The following is a 21629-nucleotide window of genomic DNA, read 5'->3' on the forward strand; positions in this document are numbered from 1 at the left end:
CCTACCTCCAGAGATTGTTTTTTGCCATGCTGCGAACCTGTGTCTGCAGCGTATGGAGGCAGTCTAGGAGTCAATGAATATAGGGTAAACCCCCAATCGTCGAATTCACTGTTGCGATAAATGGGATAACTGGGGCGCGGACATAAGGTTTTGCCCCGGCGACGGCGCCAGTTCACCGGCATTTCGGCCGCCCGTCCCTTGCCGGTCGCTTCTCGGGCTCGCGCCGAAACGCGCGCGGTAGGTCCGCGAAAAATGCGAAGGCGATTCGAATCCGCATGCCACGCAAATCGAAGTAATCGACATGTCGGTCTGTTGCAGCAGTTCGCGCGCACGCGTGAGGCGCAACTGCTGATAGAAATGCGTTGGCGTGTCCTTCAGGGACGCGCAGAACAGCCGCTCCAGTTGCCGCCGCGTAACGCCGATTTCCCGCGCGAGCTGGTCCGGCGTGAGCGGCTCCTCCATATGCTGTTCCATCACGCCGATCACCTGAATCAGCTTGCGGTTGTGCACGCCGTAGCGCGCCGCGACCTCCATGCGCTGATGGTCCGAGCGCTGCCGGATACGGCTCACCACGAATTGCTCCGAGACGGCCGAGGCCAGCGCAGCGCCATGCTCGCGGCCGATCAGGTCGAGCATCATGTCGATCGACGCTGTGCCGCCTGCGCATGTAATGCGCCGCGCTCCGATTTCGAACAGTTCCTGGCTCGCATCGAGCGACGGATAGCGCTCGCGGAATGCCGACAGCGCTTCCCAGTGCACAGTCACGCTATCCGCGCCGCCGAGGAGCCCGGCTTCCGCGAGCACGAAGCTGCCGGTGTCGATACCGCCGAGCGTCGCGCCCGCGCGCGCGAGGCGCTTCAGACAATCGCCCAGCACGCGCGTGTAGCAGGCGAGCGGCTCGAAGCCCGCGACGACGAAAAGCGTGCGCGTCGCATCGACGTCGCCGATGGCCGCATCCGCGTTGATTGAAATGCCGTTGCTGGCGGCCACCGGCGCGCCGTCGAGACTCAGAATGCGCCAGCGGTACAGATCGCCGCGAAAGCGGTTCGCCACGCGCAAAGGCTCCACTGCCGACATGAAACCGATCGCCGAAAAGCCCGGCAGCAACAGGAACGACATATCTTCGGGCATCGTGCTCGGACTCGATCAGGAAAAACGCAGGCGGACGCGGGTTCCCGGCGAGCGTAGCAAGCAGCAGCCAAGCAGGCAAGGCGCGCCAAAATTCGCGCGAACCCGATGTTGCATCGCAATGTGCACGGCACAGGTTTTCCTTCATGGTCGCGTGGGAGCAAGAACCGGTCGCTGGCGGTCGCTTTAGCTGGAATATGGGGCATTAACGTTACGTCATTCGTGCAGTTAGGCATCACACAAGCGGTATCGCATGTCCGGGGGCCGCTTCGCTTCATGTCGTTCGCTCAGGCGAAGCGGCCCGGTTCGAAACACGTTGTCACCCGAGTCAGAAGAGGGAACGTCATGAAGTTGCGCATCAAAACCCTGCTTGCCCATCTTGCGTGTCTCGCGGCGGCCGTCGGCGCCGCTGTTACCGCGCTACCCGCGTTCGCGCAGGATCCCGCCGCCTGCCGCGCGGTGCATTTCGCCGATATCGGCTGGACCGACATCACCTCGACCACCGCGCTCGCCTCGACCGTGTTCGAAGGGCTCGGCTATCAGCCGGTGACGACCGTCGCCTCCGTGCCCATCTCGTTCGCGGGCCTCAAGAGCAAACAACTCGACGTGTCGCTCGGCTATTGGTGGCCGGTGCAGGAAAAGGCGATCGCGCCGTTCGTCGATTCGAAATCGATCCAGGTGCTGCAGCCGCCCAACCTGACCGGCGCCAAGGCCACCTTCGCCGTGCCGAGCTATGAATACGACGCGGGCCTGAAGACCTTCGCCGACATCGCCAAACACCGCGACCAGCTCGACGGCAAGATCTACGGCATCGAACCCGGCAGCAGCGCGAACGCGGCGATCCTGAAGATGATCGCCAACAATCAGTTCGGCCTCGGCGGCTTCAAGCTGATCGAATCGAGTGAAGCAGGCATGCTGGTCTCGGTCGATCGCGCGATCCGTGAGAAGAAATGGGTGGTGTTTCTCGGCTGGGAACCGCATCCGATGAACATCCAGATCGACATGAAATACCTCACCGGCAGCGACGGCGTATTCGGCCCGAACGACGGCGAAGCACGCGTTTATACGCTGACGTCCCCCGACTTCCTGACGCGCTGCCCGAATGCGGGCAAGCTCGTGAGCAATCTGCGCTTTTCGACGCAGCTCGAAAACGTAGTGATGCAATCGGTGATGAACAAGGAAAAGCCCGCCGACGCCGCCAAGGCATATCTGAAGAAAAACCCGCAGGTACTCGATGCCTGGCTTGCCGGCGTGAAGACCTACGACGGCAAGGATGGCTTGCCCGCGGTCAAGGCCTATCTGGGTCTTTGACTCCGAATGTCGCGCATATCAATCCACAGGAACCAGCTCGCATGAATCATGAAGTCATTGTGACCTGCGCGGTCACCGGCGCAGGCGATACCGTCGGCAAGCATCCGGCCATTCCCGTCACGCCGAAGCAAATCGCCGAGGCCGCCATCGAAGCCGCGAAGGCCGGCGCGACCGTTGCGCACTGCCATGTGCGCGATCCGAAAACCGGACGAGGCAGCCGCGATCCGCAGCTGTATCGCGAGGTGGTCGACCGCATCCGCTCGTCGGGCACGGACGTGATCATCAACCTGACAGCCGGCATGGGCGGCGATCTGGAGATCGGTCCGGGCGAAGACCCGATGCGCTTCGGCGCGAACACGGATCTGGTCGGCGGCCTCACGCGCCTCGCGCATGTCGAGGAACTGCTGCCGGAAATCTGCACGCTCGATTGCGGCACGCTCAATTTCGGCGACGGCGACTACATCTATGTGTCGACGCCCGCACAGTTACGGGCCGGCGCGCGGCGCATCCAGGAACTCGGCGTGAAGCCTGAACTGGAGATCTTCGATACCGGGCATTTGTGGTTCGCGAAGCAATTGCTCAAGGAAGGACTGCTCGACGCGCCGCCGCTGTTTCAGATCTGCCTCGGCATTCCCTGGGGCGCGCCCGCCGACACGACCACCATGAAAGCGATGGCCGACAACCTGCCGCCCGGCGCGCAATGGGCGGGCTTCGGCATCGGCCGCATGCAGATGCCGATGGTCGCGCAGGCGATGCTGCTCGGCGGCCACGTACGCGTCGGCCTCGAAGACAACATCTGGCTCGACAAAGGTGTGCCTGCAACCAACGGCACGCTGGTGCAGCGCGCGGTCGAAATTATTGAACGGCTCGGCGCGCGCGCGCTGACACCCGCCGAAGGGCGCCGCAAGCTCGGCCTGCCCGCGCGTGGCGAGCGTCAGTTGGAGCGGCGTGCGGCGGGACAGTACGCCTGATTCAGCTGGCTTGATTCACCCGGCTCGATGCAACTCGCTTCGAAACCAGACAACACACAGGCAAAGGAAACATCAGCAATGGCAGTGATCGTCGATATCAAAACATTCGCGGCAATCGGCGTGGGCGTGATCGGCAGCGGCTGGGTGTCGCGCGCGCTCGCGCACGGGCTCGATGTCATCGCGTGGGACCCGGCGCCGGGCGCGGAGAAGCAGCTGCGCGAGAACGTCGCGAACGCGTGGCCGGCGCTGCAGCGCGTAGGGCTCGTTGCGGGCGCGTCGCCGGAGCGATTGCGTTTCGTCGATACGATCGAAGCCTGCGTCGGGCAGGCGGATTTCATTCAGGAAAGCGCGCCTGAGCGCGAGGCATTGAAGCTCTCGCTGCACGAACAGATCAGCCGCGCGGCAAAGCCGGATGCGATCATCGCTTCATCGACGTCGGGCCTGTTGCCGAGTGATTTTTATGCACGGGCGGTGAATCCGCAGCGTTGCATCGTCGGGCATCCGTTCAATCCAGTGTATCTGCTGCCGCTCGTCGAAGTACTGGGCGGCGCAAACACCGCGCCGGAAACCATCGACGCCGCGCTGCAGGTGTATCGTGCGCTGTCGATGCGACCGCTGCGGGTTCGCAAGGAAGTGCCGGGCTTCATCGCCGACCGTCTCCTGGAAGCGCTGTGGCGCGAAGCCTTGCATCTGGTCAACGAGGGCGTGGCGACCACCGGCGAAATCGACGACGCGATCCGCTTCGGCGCGGGCATCCGCTGGTCGTTCATGGGCACGTTCCTGACGTACACATTGGCCGGCGGCGACGCGGGCATGCGCCATTTCATGCAGCAATTCGGACCCGCGCTGGAGCTGCCCTGGACTAAACTGGTGGCGCCGAAGCTGACGGATGAACTGATCGACCGGGTCGTGGACGGCACCGCCGAGCAGGTCGGGCCGCGCTCGATCAAACAGCTCGAACGTTACCGCGACGATTGCATTACGAGCGTGCTGACGGCGATTGCGGAGGCGAAGGCGCGGCATGGGTTGCTGCCGGCTGACTGAGGGCGAGCGCGCGGAGGTGCGGCAGGACCTGCCACCGCGAAACGGAGGAAAGCGCGCACAGATCGCCGGGCACAGAGGCGGCGGAAAGCCCGCGCGCAGCCGCCACCTTTGATACGAATGAGGGAGACGATTTTGCCGATGCCGCAACCCATTGCCCTACCAGACTATCGTGACACGGTGCGCGCCGATTGGGTCGATTACAACGGCCATCTGCGCGACGCGTTCTACATGCTGATCTTCAGCTTCGCGACTGACTCCCTGATCGACCTGATCGGTTTGCCGGACGCCGTGCGCAAGGAACGCCGGCGCTCGATCTATACGCTCGAAGCGCATATCAACTATCTGCACGAGATCAAGGAAGGCGCGCAGGTGCGCGTCGACATGCGCGTGCTCGGGCACGATGCGAGGCGGCTGCATCTGTACCTCGAGATGTTCTCCGGCGACGGCGGCGAACCGGTGGCGGCAGGCGAGCAGATGTTGCTGCACGTGGATACCGGCGGCCCGCGCGCCGCCGCGTTCGATCCGGATGTCGCGGCGCGTGTGCAGGCGTTGGCCGACGCGCATGCCGCACTGCCGCCCGCCGCCTTTGTCGGCCGCGTGATCGGCTTGCCGGCGAAAACGAAGCCGAGTGGGAGTGAGCATGGTTGAAGCGGAAATGGCCGCGTTCATCGAAAGAGCCGCCGCGATTTATCCGGGGCATTCGACTTCATTGACGCCGGCTGAACAGCGCAGGATCTACGACGAGTACGCGGCGGCGGTCACACCCGCGCTTCCCGATGAAGTCGTGACTCAAGACGCCGAATTCCGAACCGGCGCGGGCCATTCGATCGCGCTGCGGCTATACCGGAACCGCGCAACGTATCATGAGGCGGCGCGTGGCGCCGTGCTGTACTTTCACGGCGGCGGCTTCGTGCTCGGCTCGCTGGATAGTCATCAGCTCGTAACCGCACGCCTTTCCGCGGACACCGGTCTCGACGTGATCGCGGTCGACTACCGGCTGGCTCCCGAACACCCCGCGCCGGCCGCGCATGACGATTGCATGGAGGTGACGCTCGCCGCTTTGGCAGGGCGCTTGCCGTTCGATCTGCGTGCCGGCGCTCCGCTGCAACTGGCGGGCGACAGTGCCGGCGCCACGCTCGCGGCCAGCGTGGCGATGCGGCTGCGCGACGAAGCGGTGCAAGGCATAAGCGGTCTTGTGCTGGTTTATCCGATGCTCGGCACCGAGCCGCAGTCGCCCGCGCGCGAAAGCGAAGCACACGCGCCGATGCTCACGCTAACCGACGTTCATGCGTTCCGCGATCTGTATTGGGGCACCCACCCGCCCTACCCCGCGTGGACGATCCCGCTCGATGCAACACGTTACGACGGCCTTCCGCCGACGCTGGCGATCGGCGTTGAACATGATCCGTTGAGGGACGACGCGCGCGTGTTTGCCGAGCGTATTAGCGCGGCTGGCGGCGAGGCGACGCTTCTGATCGGCGCTGGGCTCGTGCATGGGTGCTGGCGCGCCATCGAATCGAGCCCCGGCGTACAGAAGCTGCATGAGGAAGTGTGCCGTTTTCTGTCCGCCCATGTGACGCGAGCGTCGGCGGCGGCCGGTCGTTAGCGCCTCTCCGGTTCAGGCCGCCGGATAATCAGCCGCTACGGCCACCGGTTTCAACCTGTGAGCGGCCTGTCAACTCTAACTTCGGCGAAGCGAACGCGCCGGTGTCTTGCGCAATGCGCGATCGGCGGGCGTGTCCGGCGCCGGCAACCGCACGGTGAAGGTCGTGTGGACGCCGCGTATCGAACTGCACTCGATGCTCCCGCCCAGCAGTTCCGTTGCGCGACGGCAGAACGCGAGTCCCATGCCCGCGCCGCTGCCGTGCCGCTTGGTCGTGAAGAAGGCGTCGAAGATATAGGGCAGGACGTCGGGCGCAATGCCCGGCCCGGTGTCGCGGAATTGCAGCACGCAGAAGTCCCGATCCTGAACAGCACTGATCGTGATGTCGCCATCGCCGCCCACGCGAATGGCATACAACGCGTTTTTCAGCAAATTGAACAGCACGAAAACCACGACCGTATCCGAGCCCGCAAACGACATGGCCGGATCGATGGGCTTTACCGTGACAAGTTCACGCTCGCGGCCGCTGAACGGATACCGTTCCAGCGCCGACATCACGCACTGATACACGGAATGCCGGCTGAAGTCGCCGCGGTCCAGACGATCGAGCGTGAAAGACGCGAGCGCCATTTCGACCATCGCGCTGGTGCCGGAGACTTCGCGCCGGATTGCCGTTGCCAGCTGGCCGATGCGTTCGGACTGTCCGGACTCGTCGTGATCGTCATACAGCCCGTGCGTCACAGCTGTTCGATACCCTTTGAACACGTGCCCCCAAACGCTGGCGATTTCGTCGGCGTGCATACCGATGGTGGCGAGCGGCGTCGAAATTTCATGCGCGATGGTCGCCGCCACCGCATACGGGTGAATCAGGTGATAGCGCACGATGGTGATTGCCAGCAGCCCGAGGCTCAGGCCGATGAACAGGACGCCAGGCGGATAAAACCCGAAGCCGTAATTGACGGCGTAATCCATCGCGGCGAACGAGTACAGGCAAAGGCTCGCCAGACACAGATCGAGGCGCCGGCGCGCGTCACCCTCCGCCTTCTGGCGCGCGGCGAGCAGAAGCTGAGCGCTGCGGCCGGCCAGCAACACGGTCTGCACCACGTGCACGGGATGCAGCGGGCCGGCGACCGGATAGTAGCCGAAGAAGAAATGCCGATAGCCCGCCACCACTTCGTTGCCGGGCAGCAGGATCGCGAGAACGAAACACAGCCCGTACGACGCGAACAATATCGGCCGCTCACGGCGCTGCGCCGCCACTTCCGTCACGAAGTGGTAGAACGTTGTGGGTAAAAAAAGAATGAAGAGATACCCGCCCCTGACCAGCAGGTCCGCGGTGTGTGGGTTGTCTGTCTGAAACAGCAGTGTCCATGCGCCTTGCCACGCGAAGGTCGAGACGCACATCAGGATGAACGGCGTGAACAAACGCGTCGCGCCTTGCGTAATCAGGACGTATAGGCCGAACACCACGAACATCGCGGACACGCAGGCAGTCGGAATGGCGTACATGTGGCTTGACGTCCCGGCAGACTTTAGCGAGTCCGTTCCTTCCGCCATTGCGCGAACGTCATCAGGTCCATGCCCACGTCGGCCCTGTCGATCGGGGTCCAGCAATAGAAAACGTCGTCCCAGCCCGGAATGGTTTGCGGCGTCAGCGTCTTGACGGTCATGCCGGAGCGGTAGGCCAGGTTCGGCCAGAAGATCGGCATCACCTCGCGCACCGCCATTTGCTTGAGAAGGTCGGCCGGGCCGTCCTCGTCCGCGACGATTTCGCCCTGCGAGATCCAGTCGTGCTCGGCCCACGCGACGAAAACGCTCGGGTTGCCGGCGCGATCGAACATCAGAATGGCGTCCTGCTCCGGGCGCCAGTAATATTCGACGATACCGTTCGCGGCGACCACCTCGTCGATGACCTTACGCGTTCGCGGGTCGCAATACGTCAGGCCGTTCTCGCCCAACGCGAGCCAGCCGCCTTCCGAACAGTGCCTGGCCTTGGCGTCCGTCAGGAAATGGGCCAGCCGGTTGGCGGAGTCGGTATCCGTTTTTCTGAGGTATAAATCGACGATGCCCGCATTGAAAGCTTTGACCGCGACGGTTTCGTCCGCGACCCCGGTCAGCAGCACTTTCGCGCAACGCAGATTGGAGATGGACGAGAGGAATTCCACGCCGTTCATGCCCGGCATGTCGAAATCCACCACGACCGCCGCGACTTCCGCGAAACGGGAGCCGCGGGCCAGGATATCGCGTTCCGCAGCGGTCTCCATGTAGCGCTCAAAACCCGTCTCGCTCACGCATGCCGACGCCGGCGCGAACTCCAGCGAATTCTTGCGAGCGTGCTGACGAATGAACGCAAGCGCGGTTTGAGGCCGCGTAAAAAACAGATTGGTGGCGCTATCCGGAAAGAAGCGCCGCAACGCGTCGAGATAGCTGTCGTTGTCATCCACGAAAACAACCGTCGACGGATGGAGAACAGGTGGTCGAATAAAATTGTTCATGGTTTCACGTGGTTCGTCACGCCCCTCTGGAGGACAACCGCGGCAGACCGCCGGCCGTGGGTCACAACAACCCGCGCGGCACTTTGCGGCGCGGCGGATCCCCGAGTACATGGGGCCCCGCTGCCTCGGCCATCGGCCCCATGGGAGCGTCATATATTTTGCCGCTTCCGGATCCCGCATGGTCGCATATGGACCATTCCGGCGCGCTTCGCACCTGCCTATGGGCAGGATTCTCTCACGCCGGTCGCCGAGGCGGTTTTCCGCTGAACAATATAGTACAGGCCCCTGGCATCGATCGCGCGAAGTCGTCGCGGCGATCAACGGCAGCGCCTATGCGTTCTGGGCAATCTGCAACTAGAGGCCACCTTTACGGCCGCGACGCCACCTCGTCCAGATGTTCCAGCAGATCGGCCGGATCGTCGTAGACCCGCAACGCGCCGGCGCGCTCGAGTTCCTCCGTGCCGTACCCGCCCGACAGCAAGCCCACACCCAGCGCCCGGCAGCGCCGCGCCGCGAGCATGTCCCAGATGCTGTCGCCCACCACCACGGTGTTTTCGACCGGTACGCCGAGCCGCCCGGCCGCTGCGATGAACAGGTCCGGATCCGGCTTTGCATATTTGACGTCGTCGCGCGTGACGACCACGGCCTTCGCGGGATCGACACCGAGCGCCTCCAGATTGAGCGCCGCCGTCTCCATGCGGCCGCTGGTCGCCACCGCCCAAGGTGTTCCCGCCTGCGTCAGCGCGTCGAGCAGCGCCCGCGCGCCCGGCAGCGGACACACCTGCGCGCGCAATCGCTGATAGGCGGCGGCGTGAGCTTCACGAAGACGCTCGACCCGGTCGGCGCTGATTTCGCCGTGCGTTTCCCGCAGAAGCTGATGGGTGAAAAGGCCGCCGCTCATGCCGATCTTGCGGTGAATTCGCCAGACCGACAAGGGAATGCCTTCGCTGTCGAGCGCTTCTTTCCATGCCAGCACGTGCTGGTAGACGCTGTCGACGAGCGTCCCGTCGAGATCGAAGAGGAAAGAGGTCTGGATTCGCATGGTGTGCTCCTGTTGATGACTGGCTTCGCCAATATGCCATGTCCGAGGTTCGCCGGTCGCGGGAATCCCGCCTCGATTCGCCTTGACCCTCACGTAGCGTGAGGTCCTAACATCCAATGTGCACACTGACTGGAGGCGATTGCGGTTGAAAGTGGAAGAGTTTGCGAGCGCAGCGGACTGAACGGCCGCACGTTTCACCATTACGACGCAATCAGATTGCTCACGCCTTCGGGGCGTGCCGGGAATGGCTGCCGGCTTTACGACCGCGACGACATCACCCGGCTTCGTCAGATCCGGGCGCTGCGCCGTTTCGGACTCGCGCTCGCCGAGATTCAGACCTGCCTGACACAGCCGTAGACGCCGCGAGTGCCGATCGTCGCCGGGCTCACGTTCTTCATGCCGTCGCCGACGTGGCAGAAATGCGTAATCGACGCGCCGCCTTTAATATCGGCGGCGCGTCGATCTTTTTTCAGCGCTTATTAGTCTGCTTGTTGACGCGCTTATCTAGCTGCTCATTGAGCCAGTCACTGCCCCGTGTAACCGAGCGGAACAGTCGCATTGGCCTTGGCAACCGTGGCGTTGTTCGACACGATGTACTGCGGCACTTCGGTGAGCGTCAGCGCGACCTGACCGTTGGTGTAGGCCACCGTGCTGACATTGCCGTAACCGTCGATCTTCGTCACATTGCCCGACGTGCCGGCGTTGTCGACCTGGAGCGAATAGCTCGTCGAATAGCTCTGGCTATAGGTGCCGTTGCTTGCCGGCCACTGCGCATTGTTGTGCGTCCACGCGGCGGTCACGACCTTGCCGTTGCCCAGTTGCTGAAACCCATAGGCGAAGACACCGGCGGGCGCGCCCTTGATGCGGCCCAGCGTATTCGTGCCGTCGAGAACGCGCGTCATCGTTGCGAAGGCCATCGCTTCGGGCTTCGGCGAAAGGTTGGTCGCACCGAAGGCGCCTTGTGCGTTGTTCAGGTCGAAGAACGAGCCGTATCCCACTTCGCCCGGATAGTCCGGACCGTAGAACAGCGTCGTCACCTGCGCACCGCCGCCAAGCACGATGATGTGTGCTCGCACGCCGACTGCCGCATGCGCGAACAACTGGTTCTGCGACGGCACATTCGGACCGTAGTTGAGGCCCGGGTCGTAGCTCACGCCGGCTTCCGTGAAGAAGAGCTTCATGTTCGGCTTGCCGGCCTGCATGACTGAACGCAGCTGCGCCATCTGATTATCGAGCGCGTTGGCCTGGTTCGCCGTGCTCGGATCGGAATCCTGCAGTTCGGGCGGATGAGCCGGGTACGTGCCCGCATTCCAGTAGCCGTGCGTTGCGACCGCATCGATGTAATTCCACAGACCGAGCGCGCCGAATTTCTGCAGATAGCCCGTCGTACAGGTATCGCAATTGGAAGCGAACGGATTGCCGGTGCCCATCACGACCGCATTCGGATCGGTCGAGTGAATGCCCTCGTAGGCAGCCTTGTACATGGCGACGAAGTTCGCGTCGCTATCCGCCCAGCCGAGGCTCGGCTCCCACGTCACCTGATAGTAGTTCTTTTGCTGATTCGGGTAGTTGGCAGCGCGGATCAGACTCGTATCGGTGCCGACCTTGCTCATGAAGGTCTTGAATTCAGGCATGTTCGACGGCGCGTAATAGCTGTCGTTGAACTGGCCGGTCTTCGAGTCCCACGCCGGCAGTCCATCCAGACGCACGATACGCATCTGATCAGGATTGGTCTTGTAGAACGGGTCGAGGTCATTCACGTTGGGCGCGTACGTGTTGGGGCCGTTCGGTTCCATGGCTGAAACCTGACGATCGTCGATCGTCCACGAAATACCCAGCGCGTGCAGCGCGGCGATGTTGCCGTTGAAGCCCTGCATACCGAAGCGGTGCTGATCCTGGTGCGCGTATGTCACGGTGCCCAATACCGAACTGAGATTCGGCAACACGCCGAACGTGGCGATGCCGACCGGACGCGTGCCGCTTCTCGGCAACGTGCCGCCATTCGAACGCAGAGTGGCGGTGAGTGCGCCATAGCCTGACCACGTCGACGTACACGGAATGGTGCTGGTTTGTACGCCGGCCTTGACCGCAAAACTGCCTTGCGTCTTGATCGCGCCATTGGAATCCGCGACGGACCAGACGACGGTATCCGCGCTCGGCGCGTTCGTGGTGATCGTCAGCTTGAAGGAAGCGTTGTTCTGGAACACGCGCAGACCGTCGGTGGTCGGCGTGTCGGCGCTGATCACGCCGTTCGCGGTTCCACCGGCCGTTTGCGTCGGCGTGCTGCATGACATGGCCGAGTTGCCCGGCGTGGGGGACGGCGTTGGGCTCGGAGTTGGAGTCGGAGTGGGTGTCGGAGTTGGTGTAGGAGTCGGGGTCGGCGTGGGAGTTGGCGTTGGCGTCGGCGTCGGCGTGGGAGTCGGCGTCGGCGTCGGCGCGGGCGTCGGGGTAGGAGCCGGAGTCGGCGTTGCCGCAACCGCTTTAACCCAGCATGACTTGCCATATCCGTACGCGGGGTCCGACTGCGAAACGGCGCCGACATAACAGCCGACGCCGTTGCTGAACGTACGCGGCGCGCTCAACATCACCGAGGGCGACGTGGGCGGGACCGCACCGAATACCACCGAGCCCGTGCCAAGGAACGAGCACTTGCCGTTCTCCTGCGCGCACAACTTGTATTGCTGCCCGGAGACCGTGATGGTGCTTGCCTGGGCCTGCGCGCTTTCCGCGGCAAACGATGCCAACACTGTTGCTGATGCAACACCCAATAGTTTCAAGTATCTCGTCATTGTCCGTATGTTTCGCTAAAAGCAGGTTGCCCCCGAGAAGCCAGCAAGATCGATCAGTCGTCCCGCCTTGACGTTATTGAGTCCAGAGAGAGGTGAATCTGAGAACGCGCTGACCGCGTTCGTTGCTGATGAAGCTTTGATGTGCCGCTATCCGCTGACGGACGCGCTGCCTTCCGCTCGCATTCCGACTTCACCGAACAGCGGCCGAGTCGAAATGTTTTCCCAGCGTCGGGCGAACATTCTATTTATTACGTCATCCTTACTATTACATTGCACGACGATCATTCGACAATCGCAACAATGACTACATCGATATCTTCAACAGCGGCTTTCGAGCGCAACGCGCACCGATTGCGTGAAAGATGCAGTCGACACCGGCATGGAGAATCCCGCCGATCGCATGACCGGGCAAACGTGACGAGGATCAATGCATGCCGCTGACGCGACGCGAACATCTGGCGAGGCTCACACTGACGGATCAGCGCACCTCAGTTTGATCAACAAATTTCGCACCAATATGCGCGGCTTAAAAAATTCAGGATGACGAAAAATTAATATCATTTTTTTCGTTCACCGTTGACCGCAAGTTATTGGCGTGAACCACCGGTTCGACAGTGCTCTAGGTGCGCCCTCGCGTCGCGAATCAGGTGTGCCACCGAAAAACCCGTGATCCGCCAGGCTGCTTGGCCCACAACAGCACTTGCCGCAGCGCAGCAACCCATCTGTAACTGTTACAGACGCGTTGACGCCCGACCCATCTTCCCGGTATTAGTTACAGAACCTTTGGGCAGACGAATTATAAACGTTTCATCCGCGTAACGTGTCCGGTTCCGAGGGTGATAAGTGACAATTGCAAAAGAATGCATTCGTAATCGTCTGAAGCTTTTCCAAAAGAAGAGGAATGGAAAAGCTCTGCCTCGCCGCAGCGACTAAAACGCAATTGTTTGATTTGTCAGGAGGTTAACGGCGCTTTCTGGAGGCGGATCTGGAATAGTGCAATTTTGTATAATCGTAATACAAATATTCGTGCACTTACGGGGACGGCTAGCCGACCATAAACCGATAAGCTGAATGTAATGCAGAAATAGTGTCGCATCCTCTTATCGGAAAATCGGCCCGCGAGGAACAACCGGAACGCAAAGATCGAGGCGTCTGCGGCTAGTGGTTACTTCGCATCACGAACTACCTCGACTTGCCGTAAAGAGTCGATTTCGCCGCTGCCAGCGAAGATCAACGCAGCGTCTGCTCGACTAGCACCTTCACCCATGCAACGCCGCCGGCAAGTGATGCGCAAGCAAGCATTACCCAACTCACAAAGCTTGAGCGTATCGCGCAGCAGACCGCTACATCAGTATGGAAGCATCCGGCCGTGCGCGTGTCGGCTCAACCACTACTTCCCATCAATGCGCCGCATGCCGCCACGGCTACGGCCGTGGCGGCGCATCAGCCCACACCCTACCGCGACGCCGTCGCGAACAACACCGGATCGTTGCGATACAGATCCGGGAACATCCGCTTCAGATCGGTTACTTTCGGCAGATCGTTGATCGCAATGTACGGATAGTCGGGATGCAATGCGAGGAAGTTCTGGTGATAACTTTCCGCCGGATAAAAGCCCTTGAAGTCTTCGACGCGCGTCACGACTTTGGCCGGAAACACATGGGCGTTATCGAGCTGCGCGATATACGACTGCGCGATGCCGCGCTGCGCCGCATTCACCGGAAAAATCGCCGAACGATACTGCGTGCCGTGGTCGGGGCCCTGATAGTCCAACTCGGTAGGATTGTGCGCGACCGAGAAGAATATCTGCAGCAAGCGGCCATACGTAATCTGCGTCGGATCGTAGGTGATCTGCACCGATTCCGCGTGTCCTGTATCGCCTTCGCTGACAGTTTCGTATTCCGCCGTGGATGCCGCCCCGCCGGTGTAACCCGAGGCGACCTGCTTCACGCCGCGCACGTGTTCGAACACGCCTTGCACGCCCCAGAAGCAGCCGCCGGCGAACACCGCCGTTTCGCTATGCGTCGCGGCGGCTTTCTCGTCCTGTACGGGCGCGGGAATCTTCGTGGCGGCTTCAGCGGAATGCGCGACGTGCTGCGCGGCCACGGCGCCCAGAGCAACGACGACGAGGCCCATGATTCGCGTGACGGAGAAACGCCTCCGCGGCGACGCTGTGCTGGTGGATATCGTACGCATGGTCAGTCCTTGAGGTCAGTAAGAGTTGAGTCGAGCCACTTGCGTCGGCTTCGGCTTAGCCGAACGTGAAAGCAAATGCCTGCACGCCCGGGTCCAGAAACTCGATCGAGAACGTGTGATCCCCGACTTCGCCCGTTTGGCGCACCAGTTGATAGAGACGCTGTCCGGTCACGGTGCCGCTGCCATCGGCGGCGATGTCCGTGCCGTGCGACGCGCCGGGCGCGGCACCGTCGACGCTCACGCGAAACCGCACCGGTTTGCCGTCCTTGCCCGGACCGAGCACCAGGTGCAGGTCGCGTGCATGAAAGCGATACACGATGCGTCCCGCCGGTGCCACGAGCGTGGCGTGCTCGGCGCCCACGTTCCATGAACCGGCAAGGCCCCAGTCGTCGACGCCGGGTTGCGGCGGCGCTGCATACACGTGCGTCTTGTCCGCCACTTCCCCGCCCGGCGACGCGAAGTTCTCCGCGCGCTGATAACCCACGTAGGTTTCCGGCGATTGCATATCGGCGTTGTCCGCCGCGGCCTGCACGCCCTGCGCGCCGCCGTTGGCGATACCAATGGCCACTTTCGACGCATTCGCGTGGCCCGCTTCGGTCAGCAGTTGCTGGATCACCTTTTCGGATTCCGCGTAATCGCCTTCGCCGAAGTGGTGATAGCGGATCTGCCCTTTCGCATCGACGAAATAGTGGGCGGGCCAGTACTGATTATTCAGCGCGCGCCAGATTGCGTAGTTGTTGTCGATCGCGACGGGATAGTCGACACCGAGGTCGTGCGTGGCTTTCTTCACGTTGTCGATATTGCGTTCGAAGGCGAACTCCGGCGCATGCACGCCGATCACGACAAGCCCCTGATCCTTGTACTTCTGCGCCCACGCTTTGACATACGGCAGCGAACGCAAGCAATTGATGCACGAGTATGTCCAGAAGTCGACCAGCACGACTTTGCCGCGCAAATCCTGCGTGGTGAGCGGCGGCGAATTCAGCCATTGGACCGCGCCGTCCAGCGGGGGGAGCGCGCCTTCGACCGGCAGCGGCGCCGCCTCCGCGGCGGTGCGCATCATCGCACCGCCCTGCGCCGCATTGGTCGCGGTGGAATCCGAATCGGCGTTAGCGGCCGATTGCGGCGCGAGGTTGGCGCTCGCCATCGCGCCGCCGGACGCATCGGCCGGATTGCCGGCGACCGGCGCTTTGCCCGGCGCCGCGTTCGGCGACAGCTTATCGACGAGTTTCTGTTCGAGGCCGCCAGTCGCAACCGTCGAGACGCGAGCGAGCACGCCGGTGTCGAAACCGAGCGCAATCGCCGCCACGCCGCACAACATCAATGCGCCGATGCCGCGGCGGATCCATTCGCCCGCGCCCAGCGAACGCTTCATCGCCGTGAACACCTTGCCGCCGATCAGCAGCGCCACCGCCAGCGAAGTCGCCGCGCCGGCCGCGTAGGCCACCAGCAGGAACGTCGTGCCGACGCTTGCACCGCGCAATGCCGCGCCCGTCAGCACGAGACCGAGAATCGGACCGGCGCACGGCGCCCACAACAGGCCGGTGGCAATGCCGAGCAGAAACGATGAACCCGCGCGGACCTGCTGACCGTCGGCCTGCGCGAAGTTCGACAGGCGATTGCCGGCGCTGACGAGCGGCCGCATCAGATGATCGGCGAAGCGCGGGAACAGCAGCGTCAGCCCGAAAATCGCCAGCAGCGCGATAGCCACCCAGCGGCCGTACTGGTTAGCCTGCGTGACCCAGCCGCCGCCCACCGCGGCAAGCGTCGCGACGAGGGCGAAGGTCAGCGCCATGCCCGCCAGCAAGGGCAAGCCGCTGCGCACGAAAGGCTGGTCGGCGCGCGCGAAAACAAACGGCAGCACCGGCAGGATGCACGGGCTGAGAATCGTGAGGGCGCCGCCGAGATAGGCGAGAACGATGAGTAACATGTCAGTTCCGAACGTTCGTGTAGGTCGGTTAAAGTGGGCACGCCGGCTCGCGCGGCAGCCGGCGTACAGTTCATTCAAAACCTGATACTGCAGAAAGTGCCCACATCCTAGAGCGCCGCTGGTGTCGAAGTCCTCACGAAAAGTTAAATTAAATGTGATAACTCGCGGCCCGGAAATTTTGCACAATGGCGCCATGGCCGCTTTTCCCGGCGGCCGCGCCCGGCCTTCCTCCTCAACCATTCCCTGAACCGCGGCACAAGCCCACCATGGACAATCCGAAGCGCATCCTGATCGTGGAAGACGACGTCGACATCGCCAACGTGCTGAGCCTGCATCTGCGCGACGAGCGCTATGAAGTCGTGCACAGCGCCGACGGCAATGAAGGGCTGCGCCTGCTGGAACAAGGCGGCTGGGACGCGCTGATTCTCGATCTGATGCTGCCCGGCGTCGACGGGCTGGAAATCTGCCGGCGTGCCCGCGCGATGACGCGCTATACGCCGATCATCATCACCAGCGCGAGGTCGAGCGAAGTGCACCGGATTCTCGGCCTCGAACTCGGCGCGGACGACTATCTCGCCAAACCGTTCTCGGTGCTCGAACTGGTGGCGCGCGTGAAAGCGCTGCTGCGCCGCGTCGACGCGCTGGCGAAAGACTCGAAACTCGAAGCCGGCAATCTGCGCATCGCGGGGTTGTCGATCGATCCGTTGACACGCGAGGCCGCCGTCGACGGCAGGCCGATCGAACTCACGCCGCGCGAATTCGACCTGCTCTACTACTTCGCGCAGCATCCCGGCAAAGTGTTCTCGCGCATGGACCTGCTCAATGCGGTGTGGGGCTATCAGCACGAAGGCTACGAGCACACCGTCAACACTCATATCAACCGGCTGCGCGCGAAGATCGAGGCCGATCCGGCTCAACCCGAGCGCATCCTGACCGTCTGGGGACGCGGCTACAAGCTCGCTGTCCCCGGCGAGCCGGCCGGCGCACCGAAGGACCCATCGTGAATCTGACGCTGACCCAGCGGCTCTCGCTCGTTTTCTCGGTGCTGCTGCTGGCATGCTGCGGCGCGTCGGCGTTCCTGCAGATCCGTTCCAGCGATCTGCACGAGAAAGAAGTCATCCAGAGCCTGTCGCGCAATCTCGCCGACCATATCGCTCATGGCAACTCGTTGATGGACGCCAATGGCTTGCGCCCCGACGCGGTCCGGCAGCTATTCGGCCAGTTGATGAGGGTGAATCCGAGTGTCGAGGTGTACCTGCTCGACAATCAAGGGCACATTAAAGGCGACGACGCGCCCGCGGGACACGTCAAGCGCGAACAGGTGAATCTTGCGCCGATCCGGCAATTCATCGCGGGAGACGCGCTGCCGATTCTCGGCGACGATCCGCGCAGCATCGACGGTAAAAAGGTGTTCAGCGCAGCGCCACTGCAATTGGGCGGACAGGCGCCGTCCGGCTATATCTACGTGGTCCTGCTCGGCGAGGAACACGACGCGCTCGCCGCGCGCGTGGCGGCCAGTTCCGTGCTGCGCACTACCTTGTGGTCGATGGCGCTGGTCGCGCTGCTGGGATTGCTGGCCGGCTTGACCGCATTCGGCCTGATCACGCGCCCGCTGCGGCGCCTCACCGACGCCATGCGCCGCTTCGACGCCGAGGGCGAGCCCGACACCCAGCCGAGTGTGCCGCGCTCGTCGCCGGCCGGTCGGCGCGACGAAATCGCCGTGCTTGAAGCGACGTTCGCGCAGATGGCGAACCGCATCGGAGAACAATGGCGAGCGCTGACGCGACAGGACCAGCAGCGTCGCGAACTGATCGCCAATATTTCGCACGATCTGCGCACACCGTTGACCTCGCTGCACGGCTATCTCGAGACGCTCTCGCTGAAGGCCGACACGCTCGGCGAAACGGAGCGCAAACGCTATCTGGCCATCGCGCTCGCGCAAAGCGTCAAGGTGGGCCGGCTGGCGCAAGCTCTGTTTGAACTGGCCAGACTCGAACACGGCAACGTGCAGCCGGCGCTCGAACAGTTCTCGCTGGTCGATCTGGTGCAGGACGTGTTTCAGAAATTCGAATTGCCGGCCGAGGCGCGGCACATTCAGTTGCGCGCGAATATTCCGTCGCGCCTGCCGAATGTCAGCGCCGATCTCGGCATGATCGAGCGCGTGCTGACGAACCTGCTCGACAATGCCATTCGCCACACGCCCACTGGAGGATCGATCGAAGTGGATCTCGCGCATAAGGACGGCAAGGTGTCGGTGACGATCGCCGACACGGGTCCGGGCATTCCGCCCGAACAGCGCGAAGGTCTGTTCGAACGCCCGTTCAGCTCAGGCGGCGCGCATCGGGGCGGCGGACTGGGGCTACTGATCGTCCAGCGCATGCTGCAACTGAACCGGAGCCAGATACGTTTGCTCGACACGTCGGGAGCGGGCACGACCTTCTGCTTCGAATTGCCGACGGCCGTCAACCGGTCGAGTTCCGCCGGTGTCCTGATGTGACGGACGGCGCCTGGCTCCGCTGGGAGGTGCTGCGATCGTCGGCATCGCCCAGCTTGCCCGCCTCCTACATTGCGCGCGAAAAAGTCCACGAGTTCAGCGCCACAGCGGAATATTTTGCAGAGTGCGTGGCGTCGTCGAAGGGACCAGGGTATCAGAACGGTGGCATCAGATGGTCATCGCCGCCTTCCGAAGCTGCCGGCGTTCCCGCCAGTTGCGTAGCTGACCCGCCACGAAGGCGCCGATCAACAACGACAGATACAGCATCAGAATGTTGTGGCGCCATGCATCGAGTGAAAGTTGATGCGCGACCAGCTTGGGATCGGTCCGCAATGGCCCGATGCAAAGTGCGAGGACTGCCTGCTTCATTCGAACAAAACCCGCGGCGGACAGCATGGGCAATCCAACGAGCAGCCCCATCAGATAAGGTTTCGCGCGCCGCGCCCCGGCACGATGACGCATACGCAGCCACAGTCCCAGACAACCATGCACCCAGCCGGGCGCAAGCAGTGCAAGCTGCAAACCTTGCGTGCCGCTGGTGATGAGCGATATCACAATGCGCTCGTAGTTCGGCTCGAATCCGTACAGCGACGAGGCAAGCCGGGTAGATACCACATGACGGATCAACAGCAGCGGCAGACTCAGTCCCGCCCAAAGCCGGACCCATTCAGCGAGCGGCATTTTCCAGTGACGGCGTCCGTAGATCGTTCGCAGCGCCAGCGAAAAATGCAATAGCGACGCGCCATAGAGAAGCACCGTTCCCGGCACACTGCGCCACACCCGCAAAGCCAGCGCAAGACCGCGACCCGCAAGGTCCAGTGACCAGATACCGAGCGCGTGATTGATCAGATGCAGGGAGAGATAGACCAGCAGCACCACGCCGGACACTAGCTGACAGCGGCGCAGCAGAGTATGAACAGCCGGTTCCCTCGCCACGCGAACAACCATACCCAGCGGCCGCCGAAAAGGCGCAATCGGCGCGCGCCCGGTGGCCCGCAGCATGTCGGCCGAATACAGCGGCTTCCAGGTCGCAATACGCGTTCGATTCATTTCAGGCCTCGCGTGAGAGGCCGTTTCCGCCGCTCGCTACCCGTTTTGTGATTCACCGGCGTCTGGCGGATAGCGTCGGCAAATTTCTCCAGCGCCGACAGCGAACCGCATACGCTGTGGTACTCCTCCCGGCCGATCCGGGCGTCGAGAATGACGGCCATTCCCGATTCGCGGGCCATATCGATGATGTTCATTTTGCTCACCCCAATTCGTGTCTTCACGCACTGCAAGACGCCGAATCCGACGTGATTATTCCCTCGTATTTTTCAACGCACTGCCGGGAATAAGACATCCACTCCCCTGGTTTAACCGTTCAGAGCGTGTTGACGCCGACTCACGTCGAGTTCGAAGATTGCGCTCGCATATCGAGGAGTATTGACATGAAACTGATCTCTCTGAACCGTCTCATGGCCCGCGTCGCAGCCGGCGCACTCGTTGCAAGTGCCGCCCTTCTGGCAACGGCAAGCGGCGCCTACGCGCAAACGTCGGCCACGCCCGGCGCGCATCCGCTCACGCGCGCCGAAGTGCGCCACGAACTCGAGGAGCTGGAAGCCGCCGGATACGATCCGTCTCGCGGCGACGAAAGCGACTATCCCGCCGACATTCAGGAAGCGGAAAGAAAAGTAGCCGCCATGCACGCGGCCCAGCAGAGCGCACTAAACAACAACCAGCCGGCCATGCAGGACACGCCCATGCATTGATGGCGGCCCGGTGTGTGTGAACCTGTGGACAGCGGGGTCTACTTTCGAGCGTCGGTCCTCTTCGGATCGACGCTGCTTTTTTGCCGGCATGCAACTCACCAGGGGACGGCATTCGCGTCTAGCGGCTGGATGCGAAAGCTTCGGTGCCCTTCGCCAAAATCCGTGGAGCCATGATCGTTTGAAACAGAACCTCGCCAGTGTAGAGCTGTTGTGGTTCAACAGACAGCAGGCTGGCCGACTGTTGGTTTTACCGCACCACCCACAGCTTCGCCGCAAGCTCATCAAACCTGCAACCCCTTTGTTATCAGCACGCTGAGGATCTTCAGGCATGCATGGCACATCATGTGCAGTGTAAGTGTGCGAGCACACACAAGAGTGCTCGCACACCCAGGTAATTTTCTCAAAGGAGAACGTCATGAAAGACCTGAAGATCCGCGAACTGCATCGCAATGAAGAAATGAGCTCTGCCGACATGGCACGCGTCGTCGGCGGCAAAGATAAAGAACCTGTCGGCAAGCCGACCCACATCGACGCCATGAATGGCGTGCTCACGTTCGGCGACGGCTCGAAGTGGTCGATGGACCTCAATGGCAAACTTCATCCGCTTTAAATCGACAAAGTTCGCCTGGTTCTCCGATGAGGCGCCTGGAAGTCGGGCGCTTCACCGGTGACCGGCCAGTCCACTCGATCCGTCACATCCGGGCCGAGATCAAAGTACTCACCTGAATGCAGTAGGAACACGGCACGCGCGGCGACCAAGACGCAGCGGACAAACGCTCGAACGGCTCCCCCCAATCTTCGTCTTTTCCGAACCTTCGCTTCGCATTTAGCAGGTTTATCCGATCCCTAACCTACCGCACACTGGACCTCATCTT

The 21629-nt window shown here is 62.4% G+C and carries 19 protein-coding genes and 1 pseudogene; 11 read left to right on the forward strand and 9 right to left on the reverse strand.

Features of this window, described 5'->3' with window-relative positions; translation table 11 throughout:
• Positions 1 to 105 precede the first annotated feature (105 nt).
• Positions 106 to 1131 carry a GlxA family transcriptional regulator gene (locus tag B0G71_RS27430; RefSeq protein WP_116145722.1) on the reverse strand — a complete coding sequence of 342 codons (1026 nt, stop codon included), beginning with the start codon at positions 1129 to 1131 and terminating at the stop codon, positions 106 to 108.
• A 342-nt stretch (positions 1132 to 1473) separates the two neighbouring features.
• On the opposite strand from B0G71_RS27430, the gene B0G71_RS27435 reads away from it, so the two are divergent.
• The 5 genes from B0G71_RS27435 to B0G71_RS27455 all read left to right on the forward strand — a co-directional run bounded on the left by B0G71_RS27435 (position 1474) and on the right by B0G71_RS27455 (position 6060).
• The gene (locus B0G71_RS27435; protein ID WP_116145724.1) at positions 1474 to 2439 is read left to right on the forward strand and encodes a choline ABC transporter substrate-binding protein; all 966 of its coding nucleotides are present in this window, start codon (positions 1474 to 1476) and stop codon (positions 2437 to 2439) included.
• A 41-nt stretch (positions 2440 to 2480) separates the two neighbouring features.
• A complete protein-coding gene (locus B0G71_RS27440; RefSeq protein WP_106277179.1) occupies positions 2481 to 3410 on the forward strand; it encodes a 3-keto-5-aminohexanoate cleavage protein in 930 nt (309 codons plus the stop codon).
• Between the two features lie 78 nt (positions 3411 to 3488).
• Positions 3489 to 4454, forward strand: a complete 966-nt coding sequence (locus B0G71_RS27445; RefSeq protein WP_116145725.1) for an L-carnitine dehydrogenase — start codon at positions 3489 to 3491, stop codon at positions 4452 to 4454.
• 138 nt (positions 4455 to 4592) lie between these two features.
• The gene (locus B0G71_RS27450; RefSeq protein WP_116145727.1) at positions 4593 to 5102 is read left to right on the forward strand and encodes a thioesterase family protein; all 510 of its coding nucleotides are present in this window, start codon (positions 4593 to 4595) and stop codon (positions 5100 to 5102) included.
• Positions 5095 to 6060: an alpha/beta hydrolase gene (locus tag B0G71_RS27455; protein WP_116145729.1), complete on the forward strand. Its 966-nt coding sequence runs from the start codon at positions 5095 to 5097 to the stop codon at positions 6058 to 6060. The genes B0G71_RS27450 and B0G71_RS27455 overlap by 8 nt, the downstream gene beginning before the upstream one ends.
• Positions 6061 to 6135: 75 nt before the next feature.
• Here B0G71_RS27455 and B0G71_RS27460 read toward each other — a convergent pair whose 3' ends face one another.
• The 3 genes from B0G71_RS27460 to B0G71_RS27470 form a co-directional block, all read right to left on the reverse strand.
• Positions 6136 to 7566, reverse strand: a complete 1431-nt coding sequence (locus tag B0G71_RS27460) for a sensor histidine kinase (RefSeq protein ID WP_116145731.1) — start codon at positions 7564 to 7566, stop codon at positions 6136 to 6138.
• Between the two features lie 23 nt (positions 7567 to 7589).
• Positions 7590 to 8552, reverse strand: a complete 963-nt coding sequence (locus tag B0G71_RS27465) for a response regulator (protein ID WP_106277170.1) — start codon at positions 8550 to 8552, stop codon at positions 7590 to 7592.
• A gap of 367 nt (positions 8553 to 8919) precedes the next feature.
• Entirely contained in the window at positions 8920 to 9594 is a 675-nt protein-coding gene (locus B0G71_RS27470; protein ID WP_106277169.1) for an HAD family hydrolase, read from the reverse strand.
• A 138-nt stretch (positions 9595 to 9732) separates the two neighbouring features.
• On the opposite strand from B0G71_RS27470, the pseudogene B0G71_RS27475 reads away from it, so the two are divergent.
• Positions 9733 to 9948 (forward strand): annotated as a pseudogene (locus tag B0G71_RS27475) (MerR family transcriptional regulator); the annotation flags it as partial.
• Positions 9949 to 10118: 170 nt separating this feature from the next.
• Here the strand turns inward: B0G71_RS27475 and B0G71_RS27480 are convergent.
• Positions 10119 to 11888, reverse strand: coding sequence for a hypothetical protein (locus B0G71_RS27480; protein WP_258875671.1), 1770 nt, complete (start codon positions 11886 to 11888; stop codon positions 10119 to 10121).
• A 262-nt stretch (positions 11889 to 12150) separates the two neighbouring features.
• Here B0G71_RS27480 and B0G71_RS42120 point away from each other — a divergent pair, with 262 nt between their 5' ends.
• Complete coding sequence (locus B0G71_RS42120; RefSeq protein WP_258875672.1) at positions 12151 to 12402, forward strand: hypothetical protein; 252 nt, start codon at positions 12151 to 12153, stop codon at positions 12400 to 12402.
• A 1436-nt stretch (positions 12403 to 13838) separates the two neighbouring features.
• Here the strand turns inward: B0G71_RS42120 and msrA are convergent.
• A complete protein-coding gene (gene msrA, locus B0G71_RS27485; protein ID WP_116145736.1) occupies positions 13839 to 14579 on the reverse strand; it encodes a peptide-methionine (S)-S-oxide reductase MsrA in 741 nt (246 codons plus the stop codon).
• Between the two features lie 55 nt (positions 14580 to 14634).
• Positions 14635 to 16509 (reverse strand): cytochrome c biogenesis protein DipZ, encoded by a 1875-nt coding sequence (locus B0G71_RS27490; RefSeq protein WP_116145738.1) that lies wholly within the window; start codon positions 16507 to 16509, stop codon positions 14635 to 14637.
• 266 nt (positions 16510 to 16775) lie between these two features.
• Here B0G71_RS27490 and B0G71_RS27495 point away from each other — a divergent pair, with 266 nt between their 5' ends.
• Together B0G71_RS27495 and B0G71_RS27500 are read left to right on the forward strand one after the other, a co-directional pair.
• Entirely contained in the window at positions 16776 to 17513 is a 738-nt protein-coding gene (locus tag B0G71_RS27495) for a response regulator transcription factor (protein WP_106277160.1), read from the forward strand.
• Positions 17510 to 19006, forward strand: a complete 1497-nt coding sequence (locus tag B0G71_RS27500; protein WP_116145739.1) for a HAMP domain-containing sensor histidine kinase — start codon at positions 17510 to 17512, stop codon at positions 19004 to 19006. The genes B0G71_RS27495 and B0G71_RS27500 overlap by 4 nt, the downstream gene beginning before the upstream one ends.
• Before the next feature lie 165 nt (positions 19007 to 19171).
• Here the strand turns inward: B0G71_RS27500 and B0G71_RS27505 are convergent, their stop codons facing one another.
• A complete protein-coding gene (locus B0G71_RS27505) occupies positions 19172 to 19951 on the reverse strand; it encodes a hypothetical protein (RefSeq protein WP_116148925.1) in 780 nt (259 codons plus the stop codon).
• Positions 19952 to 20049: 98 nt separating this feature from the next.
• Entirely contained in the window at positions 20050 to 20247 is a 198-nt protein-coding gene (locus B0G71_RS27510; RefSeq protein WP_116145741.1) for a hypothetical protein, read from the reverse strand.
• Positions 20248 to 20433: 186 nt separating this feature from the next.
• Between B0G71_RS27510 and B0G71_RS27515 the strand changes: the two genes are divergently transcribed.
• Together B0G71_RS27515 and B0G71_RS27520 are read left to right on the forward strand one after the other, a co-directional pair.
• Complete coding sequence (locus B0G71_RS27515) at positions 20434 to 20754, forward strand: DUF4148 domain-containing protein (protein WP_116145743.1); 321 nt, start codon at positions 20434 to 20436, stop codon at positions 20752 to 20754.
• A gap of 415 nt (positions 20755 to 21169) precedes the next feature.
• A complete protein-coding gene (locus tag B0G71_RS27520) occupies positions 21170 to 21364 on the forward strand; it encodes a hypothetical protein (protein ID WP_106277155.1) in 195 nt (64 codons plus the stop codon).
• Positions 21365 to 21629 lie beyond the last annotated feature (265 nt).

The sequence above is a fragment of the Paraburkholderia sp. BL27I4N3 genome, assembly GCF_003386115.1.
Taxonomy (GTDB): Bacteria; Pseudomonadota; Gammaproteobacteria; order Burkholderiales; family Burkholderiaceae; genus Paraburkholderia.